The sequence below is a fragment of the Streptomyces sp. WP-1 genome (assembly GCF_030450125.1).
Lineage (GTDB): Bacteria > Actinomycetota > Actinomycetes > Streptomycetales > Streptomycetaceae > Streptomyces > Streptomyces incarnatus.
This window is the reverse complement of record NZ_CP123923.1, coordinates 1,411,544-1,430,582: the sequence shown is the minus strand read 5'-3', so window position 1 is coordinate 1,430,582 and position 19,039 is coordinate 1,411,544. Positions and strand designations below refer to the sequence as shown.

Sequence of the window (19,039 nt, the reverse complement as noted above, 5' to 3'; positions counted from 1 at the left end):
GATGGCCCGGCGCACCGGATCGCAGCGTATGCCCTTGCGATCGGATCGCCAACGCCCCATCTCCTGGCGGCCCTTGAGCCGCTCGCAGGTCACCCGACGTTTTTCTCCGGGCACTGGACGGCGCTGCGTCATCGAATCTAAGTTCCCGTCTCGGCAGTGGAATTGAGCGCGCCGACGGGTCTTCGGCGTGCCCGGCTCCGCGCCGCCGTACCACCGCTGTGCACCCCCACCGAGCATCCCCCGCCTCGACGCTGAAAGGTGACGGTGAAGACAGGCACCCCTGCGCCGGACAGCGCTTTCCCCGCACCCGGGACCCGCCGGCCCCGGTTCCTCGTGCTCGGCCTGCTCGCCATCACCGACGGCCACGAAACGGTCGTACTCCAGCCCTCCCGCCCCGCCTCGCTCCTCGCGGCCCTGCTGCTCCACCCCGGCGCGGTCGTCGGATCGGAGCTGCTCCAGCGGGTCGTCTGGGGCGACCGGCCGCCCGCGGGCGGCAGATCGGCGCTGCACACCTGCGTGCTGCGGCTGCGCCGGCTCTTCGCCAAGTACGGCATCGCCGATCACGCCATCGAGGCGGTGCCCGGCGGCTACCGGCTGCACGCCGACGCCGGCACCGTCGACCTGCTGCACTTCCGCGAACTGCTCGCCCGCTCGTACGCCGCCGACGACCCGGAGTCCGCGCTGCGCCTCGCACGCGCCGCGCTCGCGCTGTGGGGCGAACCCCTGCTGACGAACGTGCACTCCGACGAGATCCACCGCGACCTCGTACCCCGTCTGGCCGAGGAGCGACTCCTCGCGGTGGAGCGGGTGTTCGACGGCGAGCTGCGTCTGGGCCGCCACCGCGAGCTGATCCCCGAGGCGCGCGAGGCCGTGCGCGCCCACCCCGGGCACGAGGGGCTGTCCGCCCTGCTCGTCGAGGCGCTGTACCGCTCCGGTCGCCGAGCCGAGGCGCTCGCCGAGTACCGCAGGATCCACGCCCACCTCACCGAGGAACTCGGGGTGGAGCCGGGACCGGTACTGCGCGGCCTCCAACTCGCCGTACTGCGAGGCGAATTGCCCGAAGGGCGGAACGGACCGAGCGAACCCGGCGCACCGGCGGCGGCCCTGGTGTCCGGTGGCCGGCCGCTGCCGGTCGGGAGCGGCGGGTCCGGCGAGCCGCCCCCGGGGCTCGGGCGGGGCTCGCCCAGCGCCCCCGGGGCCCTGGTGCTCAGCACGCTCGTGGACGCCGGGCTGCTCCAGGAGGACCCCTCCGGCCGCTATCGCGTCCACGAACTGCTGCGGCTGTTCGTCCAGGCGGCCGGTGCCAGCCTCCCCGGCGCCCCCGCCGTCCCGCACGACCCGACGGACCTGTCTCCGCCGGCCACCGGCCGGCCCTCCCCGTGAGCATCGAAAGGTCTCCCCGCCCATGCCCCACGCCCCCGCCTCCCCCGAGGAGATCGCGCAGTCGCGGCCCCGCATCCGCCGGGACGTGCTCTACACCCGGACCCCGGACGGAGTGCTCTTCCACAACGCCCACGGCGGGTTCAACGTCCGTACCCGCAACGCGTACCGCTTCGCCACGCTGATCGTGCCGCACCTCGACGGCGAGCGGCGGGTCGAGGAGCTGTGCGCCGGGCTGGGGGACAAGCAGCGCGACATGGTGGTCCAGCTCGTGCGCGCGCTCTACGCGCGTGGTTTCGCCCGGGACGCCGGTCCCGAGCCCCCGGCCGACGCGCTCGCGCCACAGGTCGGCGAGCGTTTCGCGCATCAGCTCGACTACCTCGACCACTACGCCGACGACGCGACCGGACGGTTCACGCGCTTCCGTGACACCCCGGTCGCGGTCCTCGGGGACGACGCCCTGGCCCGCTGGGCCGCGCTCGGCCTGCTGCGCAACGGCGGCGCCGCCGTGGCCATCACCGAACAGGCGTCGCCCTACAGCGAGTTGCGGGCCGAGCGGCACGGGGTCGAGGGCAGCGCGGAGATCGACGCCGAGGCCGCCGCGCTCGCCGGGGCGGGCTGCGCACCCCGGCTCGCCCGACTCGGGGAGGCCGCCGACGGCACGTACGGCTGGGCCGAACTGGAGGGCTGGGCCACCGTCCTGGTGACGCCCGCCGCCGGGCCGAGGCAGCTGCTGCGGCTGCTCACCGAGGGCGTGCCGGCCGGGCGCCGGCTGCTCGGCGCGTGGACCTTCGGCGACCGCGCCGTCATCGGCCCCGAGATGACCGCCGGGCGCACCGGCTGCTGGTGCTGCGCCGCGCTGCGGCTCGGCGCGGGCGCCGACGCGGCCGACAGCGCCGACCTGTGGGCGTCCGTCGGACCCGCCGCGCCGCTCGGCGCGCCCGCGCCCCTCATCGGCGGCCCGCTCGCCGGGATGCTCGGCAATCTGCTCGCCTTCGAGGTGTTCCGCCTGGTCACCGGGGCGCTGCCCGCCGAGACCCGTGGACAGCTCGTCGTCCAGGACCTCGGCTCCCTCGATGTGCTGACGGAGCCGCTGCTGCCGCATCCCCGATGTCCCTACTGCTCCGCCGCCCCCGACGGTGAGTGCGCGGAGGCCGTCGACGCCCTGCGCACCGCCCACCCCGAGGACGAGTCCGCCGCCGCGCCCGCCGACGGCGCCGCCGACGAGGACGTCGCCCGCGCCGCGCTCGCCGCGCTGGAGCGGCGCGACGTCCTGGTCCGCGAAGCGGCAGGCGTCTTCACCGCGTACGCCGACGACGAGTGGGAGCAGACCCCGCTCAAGATCGGCACCGTACGGCTGGGCCTCGCGCCCGGGCGGATGCGCGAGGTGTCCGCCGCCGATGTCCACCATGTCGCCGGGGCCCGCCTGAACGCGCTGTTCCGCGCCGCCGAGGTGTACGTCGAACACGTCGTCCCGCCCCAGGTGCTGCCGTCCGCCGCGCTGGAGGCCGCCGCGGGCAAGTGGACCCGTCTCGCCCCCGCCCAACTCGCCGTCTCCAGCGGCCTGGACGTCCCCGCCGACCGGATCGCCCACTTCAGCGAGGCCACCTCGCTGCTCGACGGCCGGACCGTGCTGGTGCCCGCGGGCGCCGTGCGCACCTTCGGCGGCTGGAACGACGCGGGCCTGTTCGAACGGACCTCCGCCGGCACCGGCGCCGCGGGCAGCCCCCGGGCCGCGCTCGCCCGCGCCCTGCGCACCGCGCTCGCCCACGACGCCCTGGCCGCCGCCGTCCGCCGCACGAATCCCGTACGCACCGTGGACCCCGCGACCCTCACCGGGGACCCGGAGCTGCGCTTCCTGCTGCGGTCGGCGGAGAACCTCGGCGTCACCGTCGAAGTCCTGGACCTGGGCAGCCCGTTGCTGCCAATCGTGCTCGCCCGGTTCACCGACGCGCCGAGCGGCGCGGCGCGTTGGGCCACCGGCAGCGCGCTCCGGCACCGCGATGCCGTGCTGGAGGCGCTGCGCGATCTGCTCGGCGCGGAGCAACTGCGCCGCGCCGGGGGCGAGTCCGACGCCGGTGACCCGCTGTGGGCCGACCTGGACGCGGCGACCCTCGTCCCCGACGGCGTCGTACCGGCCCCCGCCGTGGAGACCACCTGGCCCGCCGTTCTCGACGGCCTCGCCGCGGCCGGACGGGACGCCTTCGCGGTGCGGGTCGCCGCGCCCGACCTCGCCGAGGGCGCCGTGTTCGCGTCGCGTGTCGTGCTGACCCGCGGGACGCGCCGTGCCCACTGAGACCGAGACCGTGCCGCACCCCGCCCCGCCCCCGGCCACCGGGCCGTGGGACGCGGTGTGCGCCGCGCTCACCACCGCACTCGCCGGACACCCGGGCACCCCGCCGGCGACGGTGACCCCGCTCGGCACCCGCGACGAACTCGCCGTCGGAGCAGATGAGTTCACGCGGGACGCGGTACCGGTCGGCCTGTACGGACACCACGCCCTGGTCGGTCCCGTACCGGCCGAGGGCGCGCCCGGCTGCCCCCGGTGCCTCGCGCGCCGCTGGCAGGCGGTGCGGGCCGGACACCTGCGGGACGCGCTGGAACGCGGCGACGGACCCCGGGCCACCGGCACCCCGCCCTGGCTGGCCGGCTTCACGGTGGACGCCCTCGCCACGCTGGTCGCGGCGGTGGCCCGCGGGGAGCGGGGCGGCCGGCACCCGTGGGTGTGGCTGCTGGACCTGGAGACCCTGCGCGTCAGCCGCATCGCGCTGGTGCCCGACGGCGAGTGCCCGTCCTGCGCAACCCGCCCGGACGACACCGCCGAGGGCGCCCGGATCACCCTGGACCCCGGCGCCAAGCACGACCCGGACGACTTCCGCTCACGCCCGCTCGCCGCGTACGACCTGGTGCCGGAGGCGTTCGTCAACCCCGTCACCGGCGCCCTCGGCCCCTCCTTCGCGCCCGACCTGGCCTCCGCGTCGACCTCCTCGGTGATCGGCGCCTTCACCACCCGCTCGGGCGACTACCTGCGGGAGTGCTACTGGGGCGGCCACACCGGCTCCTACGGCACCAGCGTCCGGGTCGGGGTGCTGGAGGGACTGGAGCGGTTCGCCGGGATGCGGGCCCGCGCCAAGCGGACCGTGGTCGGCGCGACCCTCGACGACCTCGGGGACCTCGCCGTCGACCCGCGCGTCACCGGCCTGTACTCCGACGCCTTCCACGCCGCCGCCCCCGAGGTGCCGCGCTTCGCCCCGGACCGCCCGGTGGACTGGGTGTGGGGCTGGTCGCTGCGCGACGACCGGCCGGTCCTCGTGCCCGAGATCGTCGCCTACTACCACGCGCCCGGCGGCATCCGGCGGCGTTTCGTCCAGGAGAGCTCCAACGGCTGTGCCTCCGGCGGCAGTCTGACCGAGGCCGTCTACCACGGGCTGATGGAGACCGTCGAACGCGACGCCTTCCTGCTGGCCTGGTTCGGCCGGCCGCGGCTGCCCGAGATCGACCCGGCGAGCAGCACCCGGGCCGCGACCCGCGCCATGGTCGACCGGCTGGAAATGTACGGTTACCGTGCCCGGTTCTTCGACACCCGCGTCACCTTCCCGGTACCCGTGGTGACCGCGGTCGCCGAACGCGTCGACGGCGGGCCCGGACTGCTCTGCTTCGGCGCGGGCGCCTCCCTCGACCCCGAGGCCGCGCTCGCCGGCGGGCTCTGCGAGATCGCCACCGACGCGGTCAACCTGCGCCGCCGCACCGCCCGCGACGCGCCCCGGCTGCGGCGCATGGCGGGGGACTTCGCCCAGGTCCAGGTGCTGCACGACCACCCCCTGCTGTACGGGCTGCCCGAGATGCGCCGGTACACCGACTTCCTGCTGCGCGGTCGCGAGGACGCCGAACGGGTGCCGCTCGCCTCCCTCGCCACCGGGGAGGGCGCCCTGACACCGGCCGCCGACCTGCGCACCGACGTGGCGGCATGCGTCGCCGCCGTCACCGGGCACGGCTTCGACGTCGTCGTTGTCGACCAGACCGCCCCGGAACAACGGGAGTTGGGCCTGCACACCGTCAAGGTCCTGGTGCCCGGCCTGCTCCCGATCGACTTCGGCACCAGCCGGCAACGCGCCCCGCTGATGCCCCGCATGCGCACCGCGCTGCGCGAAGCGGGCCTGCGGAACGCCGACTTGACGCCCGCCGATCTCAACCCGGCGCCGCATCCCTTCCCCTGACCCGGCCCCCCTCGCCTTCATCGCCCCGTCTCCCGGTGCCCCGCGCACGGCTCGGGCGGCCGACCCCGACCACAGACAGCAGAAAGGGAAGTGACCATGGGATACGCCCATGAGTACGCGACCGCGGTGATGCGGCGGGGCAGGATCCCCATGGAACCCGCCGACTTCGTGCCCGACTGGGCCGACCGCCCCCGCAAGGGCAAGTTCTTCCCCGGCGCCCCCGTCCTGCCGCTGCCCGACGGCGGCTGCGCGGACGACGCCACGCTCGGCCGGGGCCTGTTCGGTCCCCGTGGCACCGGCGCGTTCACCCTGCCGCTGCTCGGCGCGATGCTCCGCGACTCCTACGGGCTGACCGGCCGCCGCCTCGCCGTCCAGGCCAACAGCGACCTCGGCTCCCTGCCGTTCCACACCCACGCCAACTGGTCGCGCGGCACCTCCTCCGGCGGCGGCCTCTACCCCATCGGCATCCACTGGATCAGCGGCGCGAGCGGTCCCCTCACCCCCGGCGTCCACTACTACGACACCCCGCGCAACGCCTTCGCCAGGATCCTGTCCGGCGATGTCACCGGCGAGGTGCGGGCCGCCCTCGGTGATCTCGAAGAGGCCGCGGGGACCGACCAGTTCCTGGTGCTGGGCGTGACGTTCTGGCAGAACGCCTTCAAGTACAACAGCTTCTCCTACCACGTCGTCACGATGGACATCGGCGCCCTGCTCCAGACCTGGCGCATGTGGGCCCGGGCGCACGGGCTGCACATCGGCGGCGCGCTGTGGTTCGACGAGCCTCGCCTCGGCCGGGTGCTCGGGCTCGACCCCGAGGAGGACGGGGTGTTCGCGGTGGTGCCGCTGAAATGGGAGAAGGCCGAGGAGGAGAGCGCGGGGGAGGAGGGCACGGGGAGAGATGCTGCGGGGAAGAGGGCTGCGGGGAAGGAGGCCGCCCCGCCGACCCCCGCCCCGCCGACGCTCGCCCCGCCGACCCCCGCCGCCCGTGTCCGCCGTGTCCCCGACGAGCGGTCCCGCCGCGTCCTGACCTTCCCGACCGTGCGCGCGATCCACACGGCCACCCTGGAAGGCGCCGCCGACCGCCCGGCACCCGGTGCGCTGGACTCCGCGCTGGTCACTCCGCCCGGCCCCGGTGAGCGCGTCGCGCTGCCCGCGCCGCCCGCGCTCGATGCGACCGTACGCCGGGCACTGCGTGAACGCCGCAGCAGCTTCGGCCGGTTCAGCGCCGCCGCCCCGCTCGACCCGGCCCGGCTCTCCGCCGCGCTGGCCGCGGCCGTCGCCGCCGGCACCCTGGACACCGACACGGAGACACCCGGCGCGGCGCCCCTGACCCGGCAGTACGTCTTCGTCAACCACGTCCGGGGCATCGCGCCCGGCGTCTACGAACACGACTGGACGTCGGGCGAGTTGGTTCTGATGAAGTCCGGTGACTTCGGCGGCTTCCTCCAGGAGAACTACTTCCTCGCCAACTACAACCTGGAGCAGGCCGCCGCCGTCCTGGTGCCCGCGGCCCGTACCCACGCCGTCCTCGACACGGTCGGCGACCGGGGTCTCAGGCTGGTCAACGCCGTCATCGGCGCCACCGCGCAGGCCGTGTACACCGCCTCCTCGGCCGCGGGCATGGGCTGCGGTGTCGCGCTCGGCTTCGACTGCGTGTCCTTCGCGGAGGAACTCGGCCTCGCCGCACGGGGCGAGATCCCGCTGCTCGTGATGATGATCGGCAACGAGGCGCCCCGCCCGGCCGGTTACCGCTTCGACATCGTGGCCCCATGACCCGAGGACCCCGCTCCGCCCCCGAGGCGGCCGCACACCCCACAGGAAAGGGGGAGGGCGTGAGCCCGACCGCCACCATCCCGGCCGAGGACGTCCCCGCGGAGGACGGCCCGGGTCCGGACACCTCGGTCTCGCCTTCCGGCACCCCGGCCGCATCGGCATCGGCGTCGGCGGCTTCGTCGGTCGAGTCGGCCCCGTCGGTCGAGTCGGCCACGTCCGCGGAGAACACCCCCGCCGGACCCGCGACCCCGACCCTGCGCCACCGCTTCATGCTGCGCGTCTCCGGCCTCCCGGTGGAGACCGCCGCCGCCCTGCGCGCCCCAGAGGCCGCCGACTGGGCCGCGCGGACCGCCGCCGAGCAGGACCGGCTCGCCGCGCTCGGCGCCCGGCTCAGCGATCCGCTCTCCGAGGCGGTCGGCGGCACCGATGACGCGGTGCTGCGCCGCCGGCTGCTCGCGCTGCGCCGCCAGGTGTTCAACAACCGTCTGCCCGGAGACCTTTCGGCGGCCCGCGCGCTCGCCGAGAGCCTCGGCGGGGCCGCCGGTGCCGATCTCGCCGAGTGGCTGGCGGCCCGGGTCCGCTGGGAGGAGCTGCGGGCCGAGGGCGAGGCCGTGCTCGCCGCCGGGTTCGGCCGCACCCGCGCCGCACTGCGCGAACTGGCCCTGGACGACCGGCTGCGCCGCGGCCTGCTGCTGGCCTCGCCCACGCTGGAGGAACGGCTGGACGCGTTCGCCGCCGACCCGGCGCCGGTACCGGGCAAGCGCGCCCGCAAGATGGAACGCTCCCTGCTGTCGTACGTGTACCGCACCGCCTGCAAGACCAGCCCGTTCAGCACGCTCACGGGCGTCGCCGTCGGCCGGTTCGGGGACGAGGGGGACGGTACGGCGCTCACGCGGGTCGGCGACGACTGGACGGGCCACCCCCGGCTGAACGTCGTCGCGCTCGCCCGCCTCGCCGAACTCGTCGCCGCCGACCCCGCGCGCCGCGCCGATCTCCCTATCGCCCTGGCCTCCGGCTGGAAGCTGGACGAGGACCGCGTCCGCTATGTCCAGCGGGCCGTCACGGCGGGCGACGACAGCGCCGCCGTCAGCTTCGACGCCGCCCAGGACCGGCTGTTCTTCCTGCGCCGCCAGGGCACCCTCGACGGCATGCTGGCCCTGCTGCGCGACCACGAAGGGCCGATGAGACACGGTGAGTTGGCGCTCTGGCTGGCCACCACCACCGGTGCCGGCGCCGAGGAGGCCGAGCGCTATCTCGCCGCGCTGCGCGACCTCGGCATGCTGCAACTTTCGAGCCTCGCCACCGGTGTGCACAGCGGCGACCCGGTGCGCGCCTTCCAGCGGTCGCTGCGGGCCCTGGACCGGCCGTGGGCCGAGGCGCTCGCCGCCCGCCTGGACGGCCCCGCCGACCTCCTGGCCCGCTTCCCGGCGGCGGACGTACCCGCCCGCCGTGCCCTGCTCGACGCGCTCCGGTCCGAACTCCACTCTTTCCAGGCCGAATTGGGCGCCGAACGCCTGTCCCTCCCGCAGACCCTCGTCTACGAGGACGTCTCGGCCGGTACCACCACCGCCGACCTCGCCGAGTGGACGCGGCTCGCCGAGGGCCCGCTGCGTTCGCTCGGACGGCTGCTGCCCGCCTTCGACGTGGCGCTGCCCCAGCGCCTCACCCTCAAGGGCTTCTTCCTCGCCCGCTTCGGCCGCGGCGGACGCTGCGAGGATCTGCTGCGCCTGGTGCACGACTTCCACGAGGACATCTTCCGGCAGTACCTCCAGTTCACCTCCGCCAAGGACGACTTCCTGCCGGACGGCAGCCACGCCCCGGAGGAGAACTGGCTCGGCCTGCCCGAGATCACCGCGCTGGACCGCGCCCGCGCCACCTTCACCGCCCGGATGCGTGAACGCTGGGCGGAACTCCCGCCGGACGCACAGGAGTTCGTACTGGACGACGCCCTCACCGACGAGGTCGCCGGGGCCCTCGGCGGCGCCGCCCCGGCGTTCCAGCCGTACAGCCACTTCCTCCAGCTGGCCCGCCGCGACGGCGACCCCCTGGTCGTCCTCAACGACTCCTTCGGCGGCCTCTGCTTCCCCTTCACCCGCTTCACCCACTGCTTCGACGGCCCCGAAGGCCCCGGACCGACCACCGCGATCCGCGCCGAGCTGCGTGAACTGCTGCCGCCCGGGGCCGTGTTCGCGGAGGTCACCGCCGGTTCCGCGACCACCAACCTGAATCTGCACGGCCGGCTGACCGACCACGAGATCGTCTGCCCCGGCGAGACCAGCTCGGCACCCGAGGAGGCCCGCCTGCACCTGGACGACCTGTACGCCGTGCACGACGAGACCACCGACCGGCTGCTGCTGCGCTCACGCCGGCTGGGCCGCGAGGTCGTCCCCCTCTACCTCGGCTACCTGGTGCCCATGGTGCTGCCCGAGATCCCCCGCACCCTGCTGCTGTTCTCCCCGACCGCCCGCCCCAAGCCGGACGTCTGGCGCGGTGTGCCCACGGGACCCGAGCGCGCCGGAGTCACCCGCCGCCCCCGCGTCCGCCACCACTCGCTCGTCCTCCAGCGCCGCTCCTGGACCGTCGCCGACGGACACCTCCCGCTGCGCGCCCCGGGCGTCACCGACGCCGACTGGTACCTCGGCTGGCACCGCTGGCGCGTCGAACACGGCCTGCCCGAGCGGGCGTTCGCCACCGTGCACGAGGAACGCGACGGCGCCGGGACCGGCGGCTGGTTCGGCGGCGCCAAGCCCCAGTACGTCGACTTCGCCAGCCCGCTCTCCCTCACCGGACTCGAAGGACTCCTCGCCGGAAAACGCGCCCGGACCGTCTTCGAGGAGATGCTTCCCGGCGAGGACGAGCTGCACGTCACCTCGCCCCGTGGCCGTCATGTCGCCGAACTCGCCGTAGAGATGCTGCCCGCCCCGGCCGGCCCGCCCCAAAAGGACGAAACCCGATGACCGCACCCACCCCCGCCGTGGACACCACCACCGAGGACACCCCCGGCAGCTGGCTCGCGGTGCACGTCTTCTACGCGGCCAGCCCCCGCCCGCTGCTCCTCCAGTGCGTCAAGCCCCTGGTGGACCGGCTCACCGAAGAGGGCCTGATCACCGGGTATTTCTTCATCAACTACTGGCTGGAGGGCCCCCATCTGCGGCTGCGCCTGAAGCCGGCCCGCGCCGCCGACACCGGCACCGTCCGGGAGCGCGCCCACGCCGCCCTCGACGCGTTCCTGCGCGAACGCCCCGCGCTCTACGAGGTCAAGGCGGGCTTCTTCGCCGAGCTGTACGAGACCCTGTTCACCCTGGAATACAGTCAGGAGGAACGTGCCCGATTCCTCGGCCCCGACGGACGGATGAAGCTGCGCCCCAACAACAGCTTCGAGGACCGCCCTTACGAACCCGAGTACGGCAAGTACGGCGGCCCCGCCGGGATCGCGCTCGCCGAATGGCACTTCCAGCACTCCAGCGACCTCGTCATCGAGGCCACGCGCACCATGAACCTCCATCTGCGCACGGTGCTCCTCGGCCTCTCCGCCCAGCTGATGATGGTCATCTCCGGTACCTTCCTCGCCGCCGACGAGGCCCTGCTGACCTTCCTCGACCGCTACCACGGCTTCTGGAACAACGCGTTCAGCACCACCAACTACACCGCCGACAAGGGCTATGAGCGGGCGTACACCGCCATGGGCGACCGGCTGCCCGAACGCTTCCGGCACATCCGCGCGGCGGTGGTGTGCGGCGAACTCGAACGGCTCCCCGCCTTCCTGCGCGGCTGGGCCGCACACTGCGCCGAACTCCGCGACCGGGCCGCGAAGTCGGCGGAACAGGGCGACCTGGTCTTCCGCTCCTTCGACGGCACCCGCGACATCCACGCCACCGACCCGGCGCACGCCCTGCCGATGCTTCTGTCGCCGTATACGCACATGACCAACAACCGGCTGGGTATCACCGTCCGGGACGAGGCGTTCCTCTCCTACGTCCTCGCCCGCGCCCTGCGCGACGGCGCCCCGGAGGACAGCAGATGACCACCGACGCCTTCCTGGCCGCCCGGCCGCGCGTGCGCCCCGACATCGTCCTCGGCCCCAGCCTGCTGCGCGGCCCGGCCCGCATCCATCTGCTGAAGGACCCGCGCACCGGACGGCGCCTGGAGGTCGGCGCCAAGGAGCACTTCATCATCACCCGCCTCGACGGCACCCGGTCCCTGGAGGAGATCGGGCAGGCCTACTCGGGCGTGTTCGGCACCCGGCTCGGCGAGGCCCAGTGGGGGCAGATGCTGCGGCTGCTGGGTGCCCGGGGCCTCCTCGACGGCGGTCCCGCGCCCATCGCGTCCGCCCCGGTCCCCACCCCCGCCGAGCGGCCGAGCGGCTTCCTCTCCGGGCACACCCGGATGGTCGCCGACGCGCCCGCCCTCATGGACCGCCTGCACCGGCTCACCGCCCTGGACCGCAGGCCCGCCCTGCTGGCCGTGCTCACCGCCCTGGCCGTCGGCGTGCTCGCCGCCGTCGCCCTCAGCGCCGGGACCCTGTGGCGGCAGACGGTGCACACCGCCGAACAGCCCGTGCTGCTGTTCGCCGTCGGCTGCGTCCTGTGGTGCAGCCTCGCCCTGCACGAACTCGCCCACGGCCTGTTCGCGCGCACCTGGGGCGGCCATGTCAGCGAGATCGGGCTGCGCTGGATCCTCGGCGCCACCTACCTCTACTGCCAGGTGGACGACGTCCAGTTCCTCGGCAGCCGGGCCCGCAAGGTCGCCACCGCCTGCGCCGGCGTCCTCGCCAACCTCCTGTTCCTGGTGCCGTTCCACGTCGCGTGGCTGCTGCTCCCGGCCGATGCCCAGGCCCGGCCCGCGTTCGGGGCGCTGCTGCTGCTCGGCGTCGTCACCGGCCTCGCGAACCTGCTGCCGCTGGCACCGCTCGACGGCTACCGCGCCCTCGGTCACGCCCTCGGCGTCTCCGGGCTCGCCGAGGGCAGCCGCGCCTTCACCGCCCTCGCCGCCCGCGCCCTGCTGCGCCGCGGCCCCGGCCTGGGCGCCTACCCGCCCCGGCTGCGCCTGCTGTACGGCGGCTTCGCCCTGCTCACCGCCGCCCAGACGGCCGCGCTGCTCGCCCTCGCCGGGCTGGTCCTGCGCCATCTGCTGCCGGACAGCATGGCGCTCCTCGCCTGGTGGCTGCCGACCGCCCTGCTCGCCGCCGCCCTCCTGCTGTGGGGGCTCGGCAACGTGGGCCGACGGCTGCGCGGACGCCGTACGGAAGACCGTACCGAGAGCCGTACGGAAGGCCGTACGAAGAGCCGTACGGAAGACCCTGACGCAAGCCGTGCCGAAGGCCGCACTCGGGGCCCTGGCGAGAGCCGGGCACCGGGCCCCGCGCGGTCCGCCGCCCCCACCTCCACGTCTCCGGGACCCGGTCAAGTCGCTGGTGCCCGAGCCCTGTTGGACCCCGCAAGGAAAGGCGAGATGAACGAACCCCACGCACAGACCGGGATCGCACCCGGCCCCGCCGCCACCACCGAGCCGGTCGTCGTCCTCGACGGCGTGATCAAGCGGTACGGGGAGGTCACCGCGCTCGACGGCGTCTCCCTCACCGTGCGGCGCGGTGAGTTCTTCGGCATCCTCGGCCCCAACGGCGCGGGCAAGACCACCCTGGTGGAGATCGTCGAGGGCATGCGCGAGGCGGACGGCGGCACCGTCAGCCTCCTCGGCCAGAGCCCCTGGCCCCGGGACACCGCGCTGCTCGCCCGGATCGGCGTCCAGACCCAGGCGTCCGCGTTCTTCGCGCGGCTCACCGCGGGCGAGCACCTGCGCACCGTCGCCGCGCTCTACGGCATGGACCCGGACGCGGTGCGTATCGCCCTTGAGCGGGTCGGGCTCACCGAGAAGGAGAACGCGCGCGTCGACCATCTCTCCGGCGGCCAGCGGCAGCGCCTCGCCATCGCCACCGCGCTGCTGCACGAACCGGAGCTGATCTTCCTGGACGAGCCCACCGCCGCCCTCGACCCCGAGGCACGGCGCGAACTGTGGGCGCTGCTGCGGTCGTTGCGCTCCGAGGGCCGCACCATCGTGTGCACCACCCACCACCTGGACGAGGCCGAGGCGCTGTGCGACCGGGTGGCGATCGTGGCCGGCGGCCGGATCATCGCCCTGGACACCCCCCGGGGCCTCATACGCTCCCTGGCCGCCCCCGCCCGACTGCTGCTGCCCGCGGCCGAGTTGACGCCCGAGGCGGCGCTCGCTTTGCCCGGCGTGGACCGGGCCACCGTCGAGGGCGACGAACTCGTCCTGGAGACCTCGGCCGTCAACCACGTCCTGACCGCGCTGGGCGACCTCGTCGACATCGAGTCGGTCACCGTGCGCACCGCCACCCTCGAAGACGCCTACCTCAGCCTCACCGGCCATGGAACGGAGCACCGCAGTTGACCGCCTACGCCGCACTGACCAGGGCCGGTTACATCGCGAGCGTGCGCGACCGTACGACCCTCTTCTTCACCTTCCTCTTCCCGCTCGCCTTCCTGGTCCTCTTCGGCCTCATCTTCCAGGGCCAGCGCGTCAACGGCGGGATGGCCTCCATCAACTACACCGCCCCCGGCGTCCTCTCGTGGGGCGTCGGCAACGCGTGCGTGTTCTCCGTCGGGTTCGCCCTGATGCAGTGGCGCCGTGACGACCTGCTGCGGCTCATCTGGCGCACCCCGACCCCGCTGCGCTCGCTGATCGCCTCCCGCTGGACCCTGGCCCTCGGTGTCGCCGCCGCGCAGACGGTGCTGTTCACCGCCGTGGCACTGCTGCCGTTCTTCGGGCTGAAACTCAACGGCCCCTGGTGGGCGGGCGTTCCGCTGCTGGTGCTCGGCGTCACCGCGTTCCTCGCCATGGGACTGGTCGTCGGCAGCCTCGCGAACACCCCGGAGTCGGTCGCGGCCATCGCCAACCTGGTGATGGTGCCGATGGCCTTCCTGTCCGGCTCGTTCTTCCCCGACGACCTGATGCCGGGCTGGCTGCGCACGGTCGCCAAGGTGCTGCCGCTGCACTACCTCAACGACGGCCTCACCGACGCCATGGGCGGGCGCGGCGACCTCGGGGACATCGGCCTGGACTGCGTCGGACTCGTCGTCTTCGCCCTGATCTTCGGCCTGATCGCCACCCGGATCTTCCGCTGGAGCAACCGGACATGACCACCGTCACCGCCCCCGCCCCGGCGGCGGCACCCCTGGAGGCCGCCCGCGCGGCCCTCCAGGACCGCCTTGCGGCCCGCGCCGCCGCGGCGGGGCTGCTGCCCGCCCCCGCCGTCTCCCGCGTCGGCGACAGCAACGTCCTCGGCGACCGTCCCGTCCCGGCCACGCCGGTGCCCCCGCACACGGCCGAGATCCATCTCACCGCCCAGGCCGTGCTGTTGGGGCCCTGGGGCGGCACCGGCAGTGCGGGCCGGGCGTGTGGCACCTGCCTCGCGATGCGCCGCCAGCGGCTGCGCACCCGCACCGAAAGGGACGCGCTGGAGACCGGCACCGGGACCACGGCCGCCGGTCCCTGGCCCGCCCTGCCCGACCATCTGGTGGACGCCGTCTGGTCCCTGCACCGCCTCATCGCCGCTGGCGCCGCCCGGCACGAACCCCCCGGCCCCGACGGGGAGTTGCCCCGGGTCACCGAACTCGACCTGGCGACCCTCCAGGTCCGCACCTTCCCGCTGCTGCCCGACCCGATGTGCCCGCACTGCCGCCCCGCGACCGCCGAAGCCGTGGCCGAGGCGGCGGCCCAGCACACCGTGGGACCCCTGACCTCCCGCCCCAAAACCGGCCCCGACGCATACCGTTCGGGCCGCCCCGGCGACTTCCCCGTGCCGGTCAAGGGGCTCGCGAACCCGGTGTGCGGGGTGCTGGGCGGCGGCACCTGGATCGACGTCACCTCGCCCACCACCGCGCCGGTCGCGGGCAGCGTCTTCATGCGGGGCTACGCCGGGCTCACCGACGTCACCTGGAGCGGCCAGGCCAACTCCTTCGCCCGCAGCCGCGAGTTGGCCTTCCTGGAAGGACTGGAGCGCTACGCCGGCACCCACCGCCGCCACCGCGCCCCCGTCGTCACCGCCGCCTACGACGACCTCGGCGACCGCGCCCTGGACCCCCGCACCTGCGGGCTGTACGCGCCGCGCACCTACGCCGAGGACCCGATGGTCGAACCCTTCGACCCGGCCAGGCCGATCCCCTGGGTCACCGGCTGGTCACTGCGCGACGAGCGGCCCGTACTGGTGCCCGCCCGGCTCGTCTACTACAGCGCGGGCACCCGCGAGGACAACTTCGTCTTCGAGTGCTCCAACGGCTGCGCCACCGGCGCCGGTGTGGAGGAGGCGGTCTTCTTCGGACTGCTCGAACTCCTGGAGCGGGACGCCTTCCTGCTCGGCTGGTACGGCGACCTGCCGCTGCCGGAGATCGACCTGGACTCGGTCGGCGGCGCCCGGGTACGGGCGATGGCGGCCCGCGCCGGACTCCAGGGCTACGACGTCCATGTCTTCGACAACCGGGTGGACCTGCCGGTACCGGTCGTCACCGGCCTCGCCGTCCGCCGCGACGAGGGACCCGGCACCCTGGCGTTCGCGGCCGGCGCCTCCTTCGACCCGGAGACCGCCGTGGAGTCGGCGCTCTCCGAGATCCTCACCTACATCCCGCACCTGCCCCGCCAGGTCGCCGAACGGCCCGCCGAACTCGCCGCCATGGCAGAGGACTTCGACAAGGTCGTACGACTGCCCGACCACGCCGCCCTGTTCGGGCTGCCCGTCATGCGCGAGCACGCCCGAAGCTACCTCGCCCCGCCCCGAGTGGCCCCGCTCGCCGAGCTGTTCGCCGACTGGGACCGGCGCCGGCCCCGCACCACCGATCTGCTCGACGACGTCACGCTGCTGCGCGATCTGCTGGCCGACGCGGACTGCGATGTCATCGCCGTCGACCAGACCACACCGGAGCAGCGGCGGATGGGTCTGCGCACGGTCGCCACGCTCGCGCCCGGGCTGCTGCCGATCGACTTCGGCTGGCCGCGCCAGCGGGCGCCGCACCTGCCGAGGCTGCGGACCGCGCCGTACCGCGCGGGGCTGGTGCCCGCCCCGCTGCGGGAGGAGGACCTGCGGCTGGTGCCGCACCCCTTCCCCTGACCGACCGTGACGTGCCCGGAACGCGAAAGGTCCCCGGCAGGGCCGGGGACCTCTCCGCCGACGTCGGACGTCAGGCGGTGCAGGAGGTGGTGCTGGTGGTGCTGGAGCAGGTGCTGGTGGAGGAACAGCTCGTCGACGAACCGAGCATGACCTCGCTGGCGTCCGAGTAGTCGGTGATCTCGAAGGTCTCCGACTCCAGGTCCAGGATCTCCTGGGCGAGGGAGGCGAGGGCGTTGTCGGACATGACGACTCCTTCCGTTTCGGGGACGGTGCGAAACAGCCGGCCGGGCGGTGCGGACCGCGCCACCCCGCCACCGCGGGAGCGTCACGGCCTTCCGGCACTCCACAGTTCTACGCGCGTCCGCGCGCACCCCCCTTGCCGTTCGCTGTCACCTCGCTGACACCCGCCCGAGGAGCCACTGACATGAGCACCAAACCCACCCGAACCACCTATGAACTCCCGGGCTTGGCCGACCTGTTGGCGCCGACGGCCGAGTTCTACCTCGACCTGCACCGCCACCCCGAACTCTCCGGCGCCGAAGCGCGCACCGCCGCCCGGTTCGCGGACCGGCTGGAGGCCGACGGCTACCGGGTGCTGCGCGGCATCGGCGGCCATGGCGTCGCGGCCGAACTGCGCAACGGCGAGGGCCCCGCCGTCCTGCTGCGCGCCGAACTCGACGCGCTGCCGGTCGCCGAGGCCACCGGCGCGCCGTACGCCAGCACCGCCACCACCACCGGGCCCGACGGCCGTCCGGTGCCCGTGATGCACGCCTGCGGCCACGACGCCCACCTCGCCTGTGCGGCGGCCGCCGGACGCTGGCTCGCGGCCCGGCGGGACCGGTGGCGGGGCACGCTGCTCCTGCTCGGCCAGCCCGCGGAGGAGACCCTCGGCGGTGCCCGGGCCATGCTAGAGGACGGCCTGTACGACCGTGTCACCCCGCCCGACGAGGTCCTCGCCCAGCACACCGCGCCCTTCCCGGCCGGGATGGTGGCGCACGCCGAGGGCCCGGTGCTGGCCGGGAGCCGCACCCTGTCGGTGGCCTTCGAGGGCGACGGGGGCCACGCCGCCACCGCGCACCTCGCCGCCGACCCGCTGCGGGCGGCGGCCGGGCTGGTGACGCGGCTGCCCGAGGTCGCGGCCGGGGAGAGCGGGCGCCCCGCCGTCACCGCCACCGCGCTGCGCGCCGGGGACACCGGGCACCCCGGGAACGTGCTCCCCGACCGCGCCGACCTGCTCGTCTCCCTGCGCGGCTTCTCCGAACCGGCCCTCGACCACGCCGTCGCGGACGTCGTACGGCTGGCCCACGCCGAGGCCGCGACGGCCGCGCCGCGGCCCCGGGTCACCGTCACCACCGTCTCCCGCTCCGGGATCACCGTGACCGACCCGGAGGTCACCGACGGCGTGCGCACCGCCCACCGGTCCGCGTTCGGCGCCGCCCGCGTCACATCCTGGCCCCCCGCCCTGGCCACCGAGGACTTCCCGCTCCTGACAGGCGCGGGCGCGCCGCTGCACGGCCACGGCGGCATCCGGGGCTGCTACTGGATGCTCGGCGCCACCGGCCCGGCCCAATGGGCCGCGGCCCCCGGCCCCGACCCCGCGGCGAGACTCCGCGCACTGCCGGCGAACCACTCGCCCCGCTACCTGCCGAGCGTGCGGCTGACGTTGCAGACGGGGATCACGGCGATGGTGACGGGGGCGTTGGCGCGGCTGGGGGCGGGGGAGAGGGCGATCGGCTGAGGGCGGCGGACGAGGGCCGCGTGCGGCTGAGGTGGTGGGCGGCGCCGGGCGGCGGACGCCGCCGCTCCGGCGCCGACCACCCACGAGCAGGCGCCCGTACGGGGTGACCATGAGCGGCCGGGGCCCGGGGCCGGCCCGGTCGGAGCCGGCAGGCGCCCGGTCGAACCCGCCCCGGCGGCCCTGCCCCCTCAAGCCCGCCCCGTCAACCTCCCCCGCTCCACCCCCAGTTCCCGGGCCAGCGCCTCGTCCACCCACTCCTGCGCCCGCGCTCGCGGTACCGAGCCCGGGTACGAGGTCAGCTGGACGGCGAGGCCGTCGAGGAGGGCGGTCAGGCGCAGGGCCGCGGCCCGGGGGTCGGGGCAGGTGAACTCGCCGGCGGCGACGCCCTCGGCGATGACCTCGGCGAGGGCCGCCTTCCACCGGCGGTCCAGCTCGCGGGTGACCTCGCGCAGGGCGGGTTCGCGCAGGGCGACGGCCCAGCCCTCGATCCACAGCCGCCAGCCCTTGGCCTGACCGGTCGGCGCGTACCAGCGCACCGCGGCCCGCAGCCGGCGCAGCGCGGTCGTCCGCCGCCCGAGCAGCTTGCGCAGATGCGCGAGATCGCCCTCGGCGGCGTGCGCGAACGCGGCGGCGACCAGCTTCTCCTTGGTCGAGAAGTGGTACAGCACCAGCGCGTTGCTCACCCCGAGCGCGGCCGCCACATCGGCGATCCTGACCGCCGCCACGCCCCGCGCCTCGATCTGCTCGACGGCGGCCCGCAGCAGCTCCTCCTGCCGCTCGGCCACGCTCAACCGCACTCTCGCCACC

Annotated in this window: 12 protein-coding genes; 10 read left to right on the top strand and 2 right to left on the bottom strand. The window is 74.8% G+C overall.

Annotation, left to right across the window (positions count from 1 at the left end):
* The first annotated feature begins 264 nt into the window (after positions 1 to 264).
* The 9 genes from QHG49_RS05950 (at position 265) to QHG49_RS05910 (ending at position 16,494) form a co-directional block, all read left to right on the top strand.
* The gene (locus QHG49_RS05950) at positions 265 to 1,383 is read left to right on the top strand and encodes an AfsR/SARP family transcriptional regulator (RefSeq protein WP_301487608.1); all 1,119 of its coding nucleotides are present in this window, start codon (positions 265 to 267) and stop codon (positions 1,381 to 1,383) included.
* Positions 1,384 to 1,405: 22 nt separating this feature from the next.
* Positions 1,406 to 3,676, top strand: a complete 2,271-nt coding sequence (locus tag QHG49_RS05945) for a TOMM precursor leader peptide-binding protein (protein WP_301487606.1) — start codon at positions 1,406 to 1,408, stop codon at positions 3,674 to 3,676.
* Complete coding sequence (locus QHG49_RS05940) at positions 3,666 to 5,597, top strand: TOMM precursor leader peptide-binding protein (protein WP_370530431.1); 1,932 nt, start codon at positions 3,666 to 3,668, stop codon at positions 5,595 to 5,597. Before QHG49_RS05945 ends, QHG49_RS05940 begins: the two co-directional genes overlap by 11 nt.
* A 96-nt stretch (positions 5,598 to 5,693) precedes the next feature.
* Complete coding sequence (locus tag QHG49_RS05935; protein WP_301487605.1) at positions 5,694 to 7,370, top strand: nitroreductase family protein; 1,677 nt, start codon at positions 5,694 to 5,696, stop codon at positions 7,368 to 7,370.
* Positions 7,371 to 7,639: 269 nt separating this feature from the next.
* On the top strand, positions 7,640 to 10,327 hold the full coding sequence (locus QHG49_RS05930; RefSeq protein ID WP_301492708.1) for a lantibiotic dehydratase: 2,688 nt from the start codon (positions 7,640 to 7,642) through the stop codon (positions 10,325 to 10,327).
* Positions 10,324 to 11,394, top strand: a complete 1,071-nt coding sequence (locus QHG49_RS05925; protein WP_301487603.1) for a lantibiotic dehydratase C-terminal domain-containing protein — start codon at positions 10,324 to 10,326, stop codon at positions 11,392 to 11,394. Before QHG49_RS05930 ends, QHG49_RS05925 begins: the two co-directional genes overlap by 4 nt.
* Positions 11,391 to 13,781: an ATP-binding cassette domain-containing protein gene (locus QHG49_RS34050; protein ID WP_370530430.1), complete on the top strand. Its 2,391-nt coding sequence runs from the start codon at positions 11,391 to 11,393 to the stop codon at positions 13,779 to 13,781. Before QHG49_RS05925 ends, QHG49_RS34050 begins: the two co-directional genes overlap by 4 nt.
* On the top strand, positions 13,778 to 14,530 hold the full coding sequence (locus QHG49_RS05915; protein ID WP_145492196.1) for an ABC transporter permease: 753 nt from the start codon (positions 13,778 to 13,780) through the stop codon (positions 14,528 to 14,530). The genes QHG49_RS34050 and QHG49_RS05915 overlap by 4 nt, the downstream gene beginning before the upstream one ends.
* A complete protein-coding gene (locus tag QHG49_RS05910; RefSeq protein WP_301487601.1) occupies positions 14,527 to 16,494 on the top strand; it encodes a TOMM precursor leader peptide-binding protein in 1,968 nt (655 codons plus the stop codon). The genes QHG49_RS05915 and QHG49_RS05910 overlap by 4 nt, the downstream gene beginning before the upstream one ends.
* 70 nt (positions 16,495 to 16,564) lie before the next feature.
* Here QHG49_RS05910 and QHG49_RS05905 read toward each other — a convergent pair whose 3' ends face one another.
* Complete coding sequence (locus QHG49_RS05905) at positions 16,565 to 16,738, bottom strand: thiazolylpeptide-type bacteriocin (protein WP_037657426.1); 174 nt, start codon at positions 16,736 to 16,738, stop codon at positions 16,565 to 16,567.
* Between the two features lie 180 nt (positions 16,739 to 16,918).
* Between QHG49_RS05905 and QHG49_RS05900 the strand changes: the two genes are divergently transcribed.
* Entirely contained in the window at positions 16,919 to 18,232 is a 1,314-nt protein-coding gene (locus QHG49_RS05900; protein WP_301487593.1) for an amidohydrolase, read from the top strand.
* Positions 18,233 to 18,420: 188 nt separating this feature from the next.
* Here the strand turns inward: QHG49_RS05900 and QHG49_RS05895 are convergent, their stop codons facing one another.
* Entirely contained in the window at positions 18,421 to 19,038 is a 618-nt protein-coding gene (locus tag QHG49_RS05895) for a TetR/AcrR family transcriptional regulator (RefSeq protein ID WP_186337983.1), read from the bottom strand.
* Position 19,039 lies beyond the last annotated feature (1 nt).

Excerpts from the sequence above, each read along its gene's own strand:
- QHG49_RS05945 (WP_301487606.1), top strand. The coding sequence starts at position 1,406 with ATGCCCCACGCCCCCGCCTCCCCCGAGGAGATCGCGCAGTCGCGGCCC.
- QHG49_RS05935 (WP_301487605.1), top strand. The coding sequence starts at position 5,694 with ATGGGATACGCCCATGAGTACGCGACCGCGGTGATGCGGCGGGGCAGG.
- QHG49_RS05930 (WP_301492708.1), top strand. The coding sequence starts at position 7,640 with ATGCTGCGCGTCTCCGGCCTCCCGGTGGAGACCGCCGCCGCCCTGCGC.
- QHG49_RS05925 (WP_301487603.1), top strand. The coding sequence starts at position 10,324 with ATGACCGCACCCACCCCCGCCGTGGACACCACCACCGAGGACACCCCC.
- QHG49_RS34050 (WP_370530430.1), top strand. The coding sequence starts at position 11,391 with ATGACCACCGACGCCTTCCTGGCCGCCCGGCCGCGCGTGCGCCCCGAC.
- QHG49_RS05910 (WP_301487601.1), top strand. The coding sequence starts at position 14,527 with ATGACCACCGTCACCGCCCCCGCCCCGGCGGCGGCACCCCTGGAGGCC.
- QHG49_RS05905 (WP_037657426.1), bottom strand. The coding sequence starts at position 16,738 with ATGTCCGACAACGCCCTCGCCTCCCTCGCCCAGGAGATCCTGGACCTG.
- QHG49_RS05900 (WP_301487593.1), top strand. The coding sequence starts at position 16,919 with ATGAGCACCAAACCCACCCGAACCACCTATGAACTCCCGGGCTTGGCC.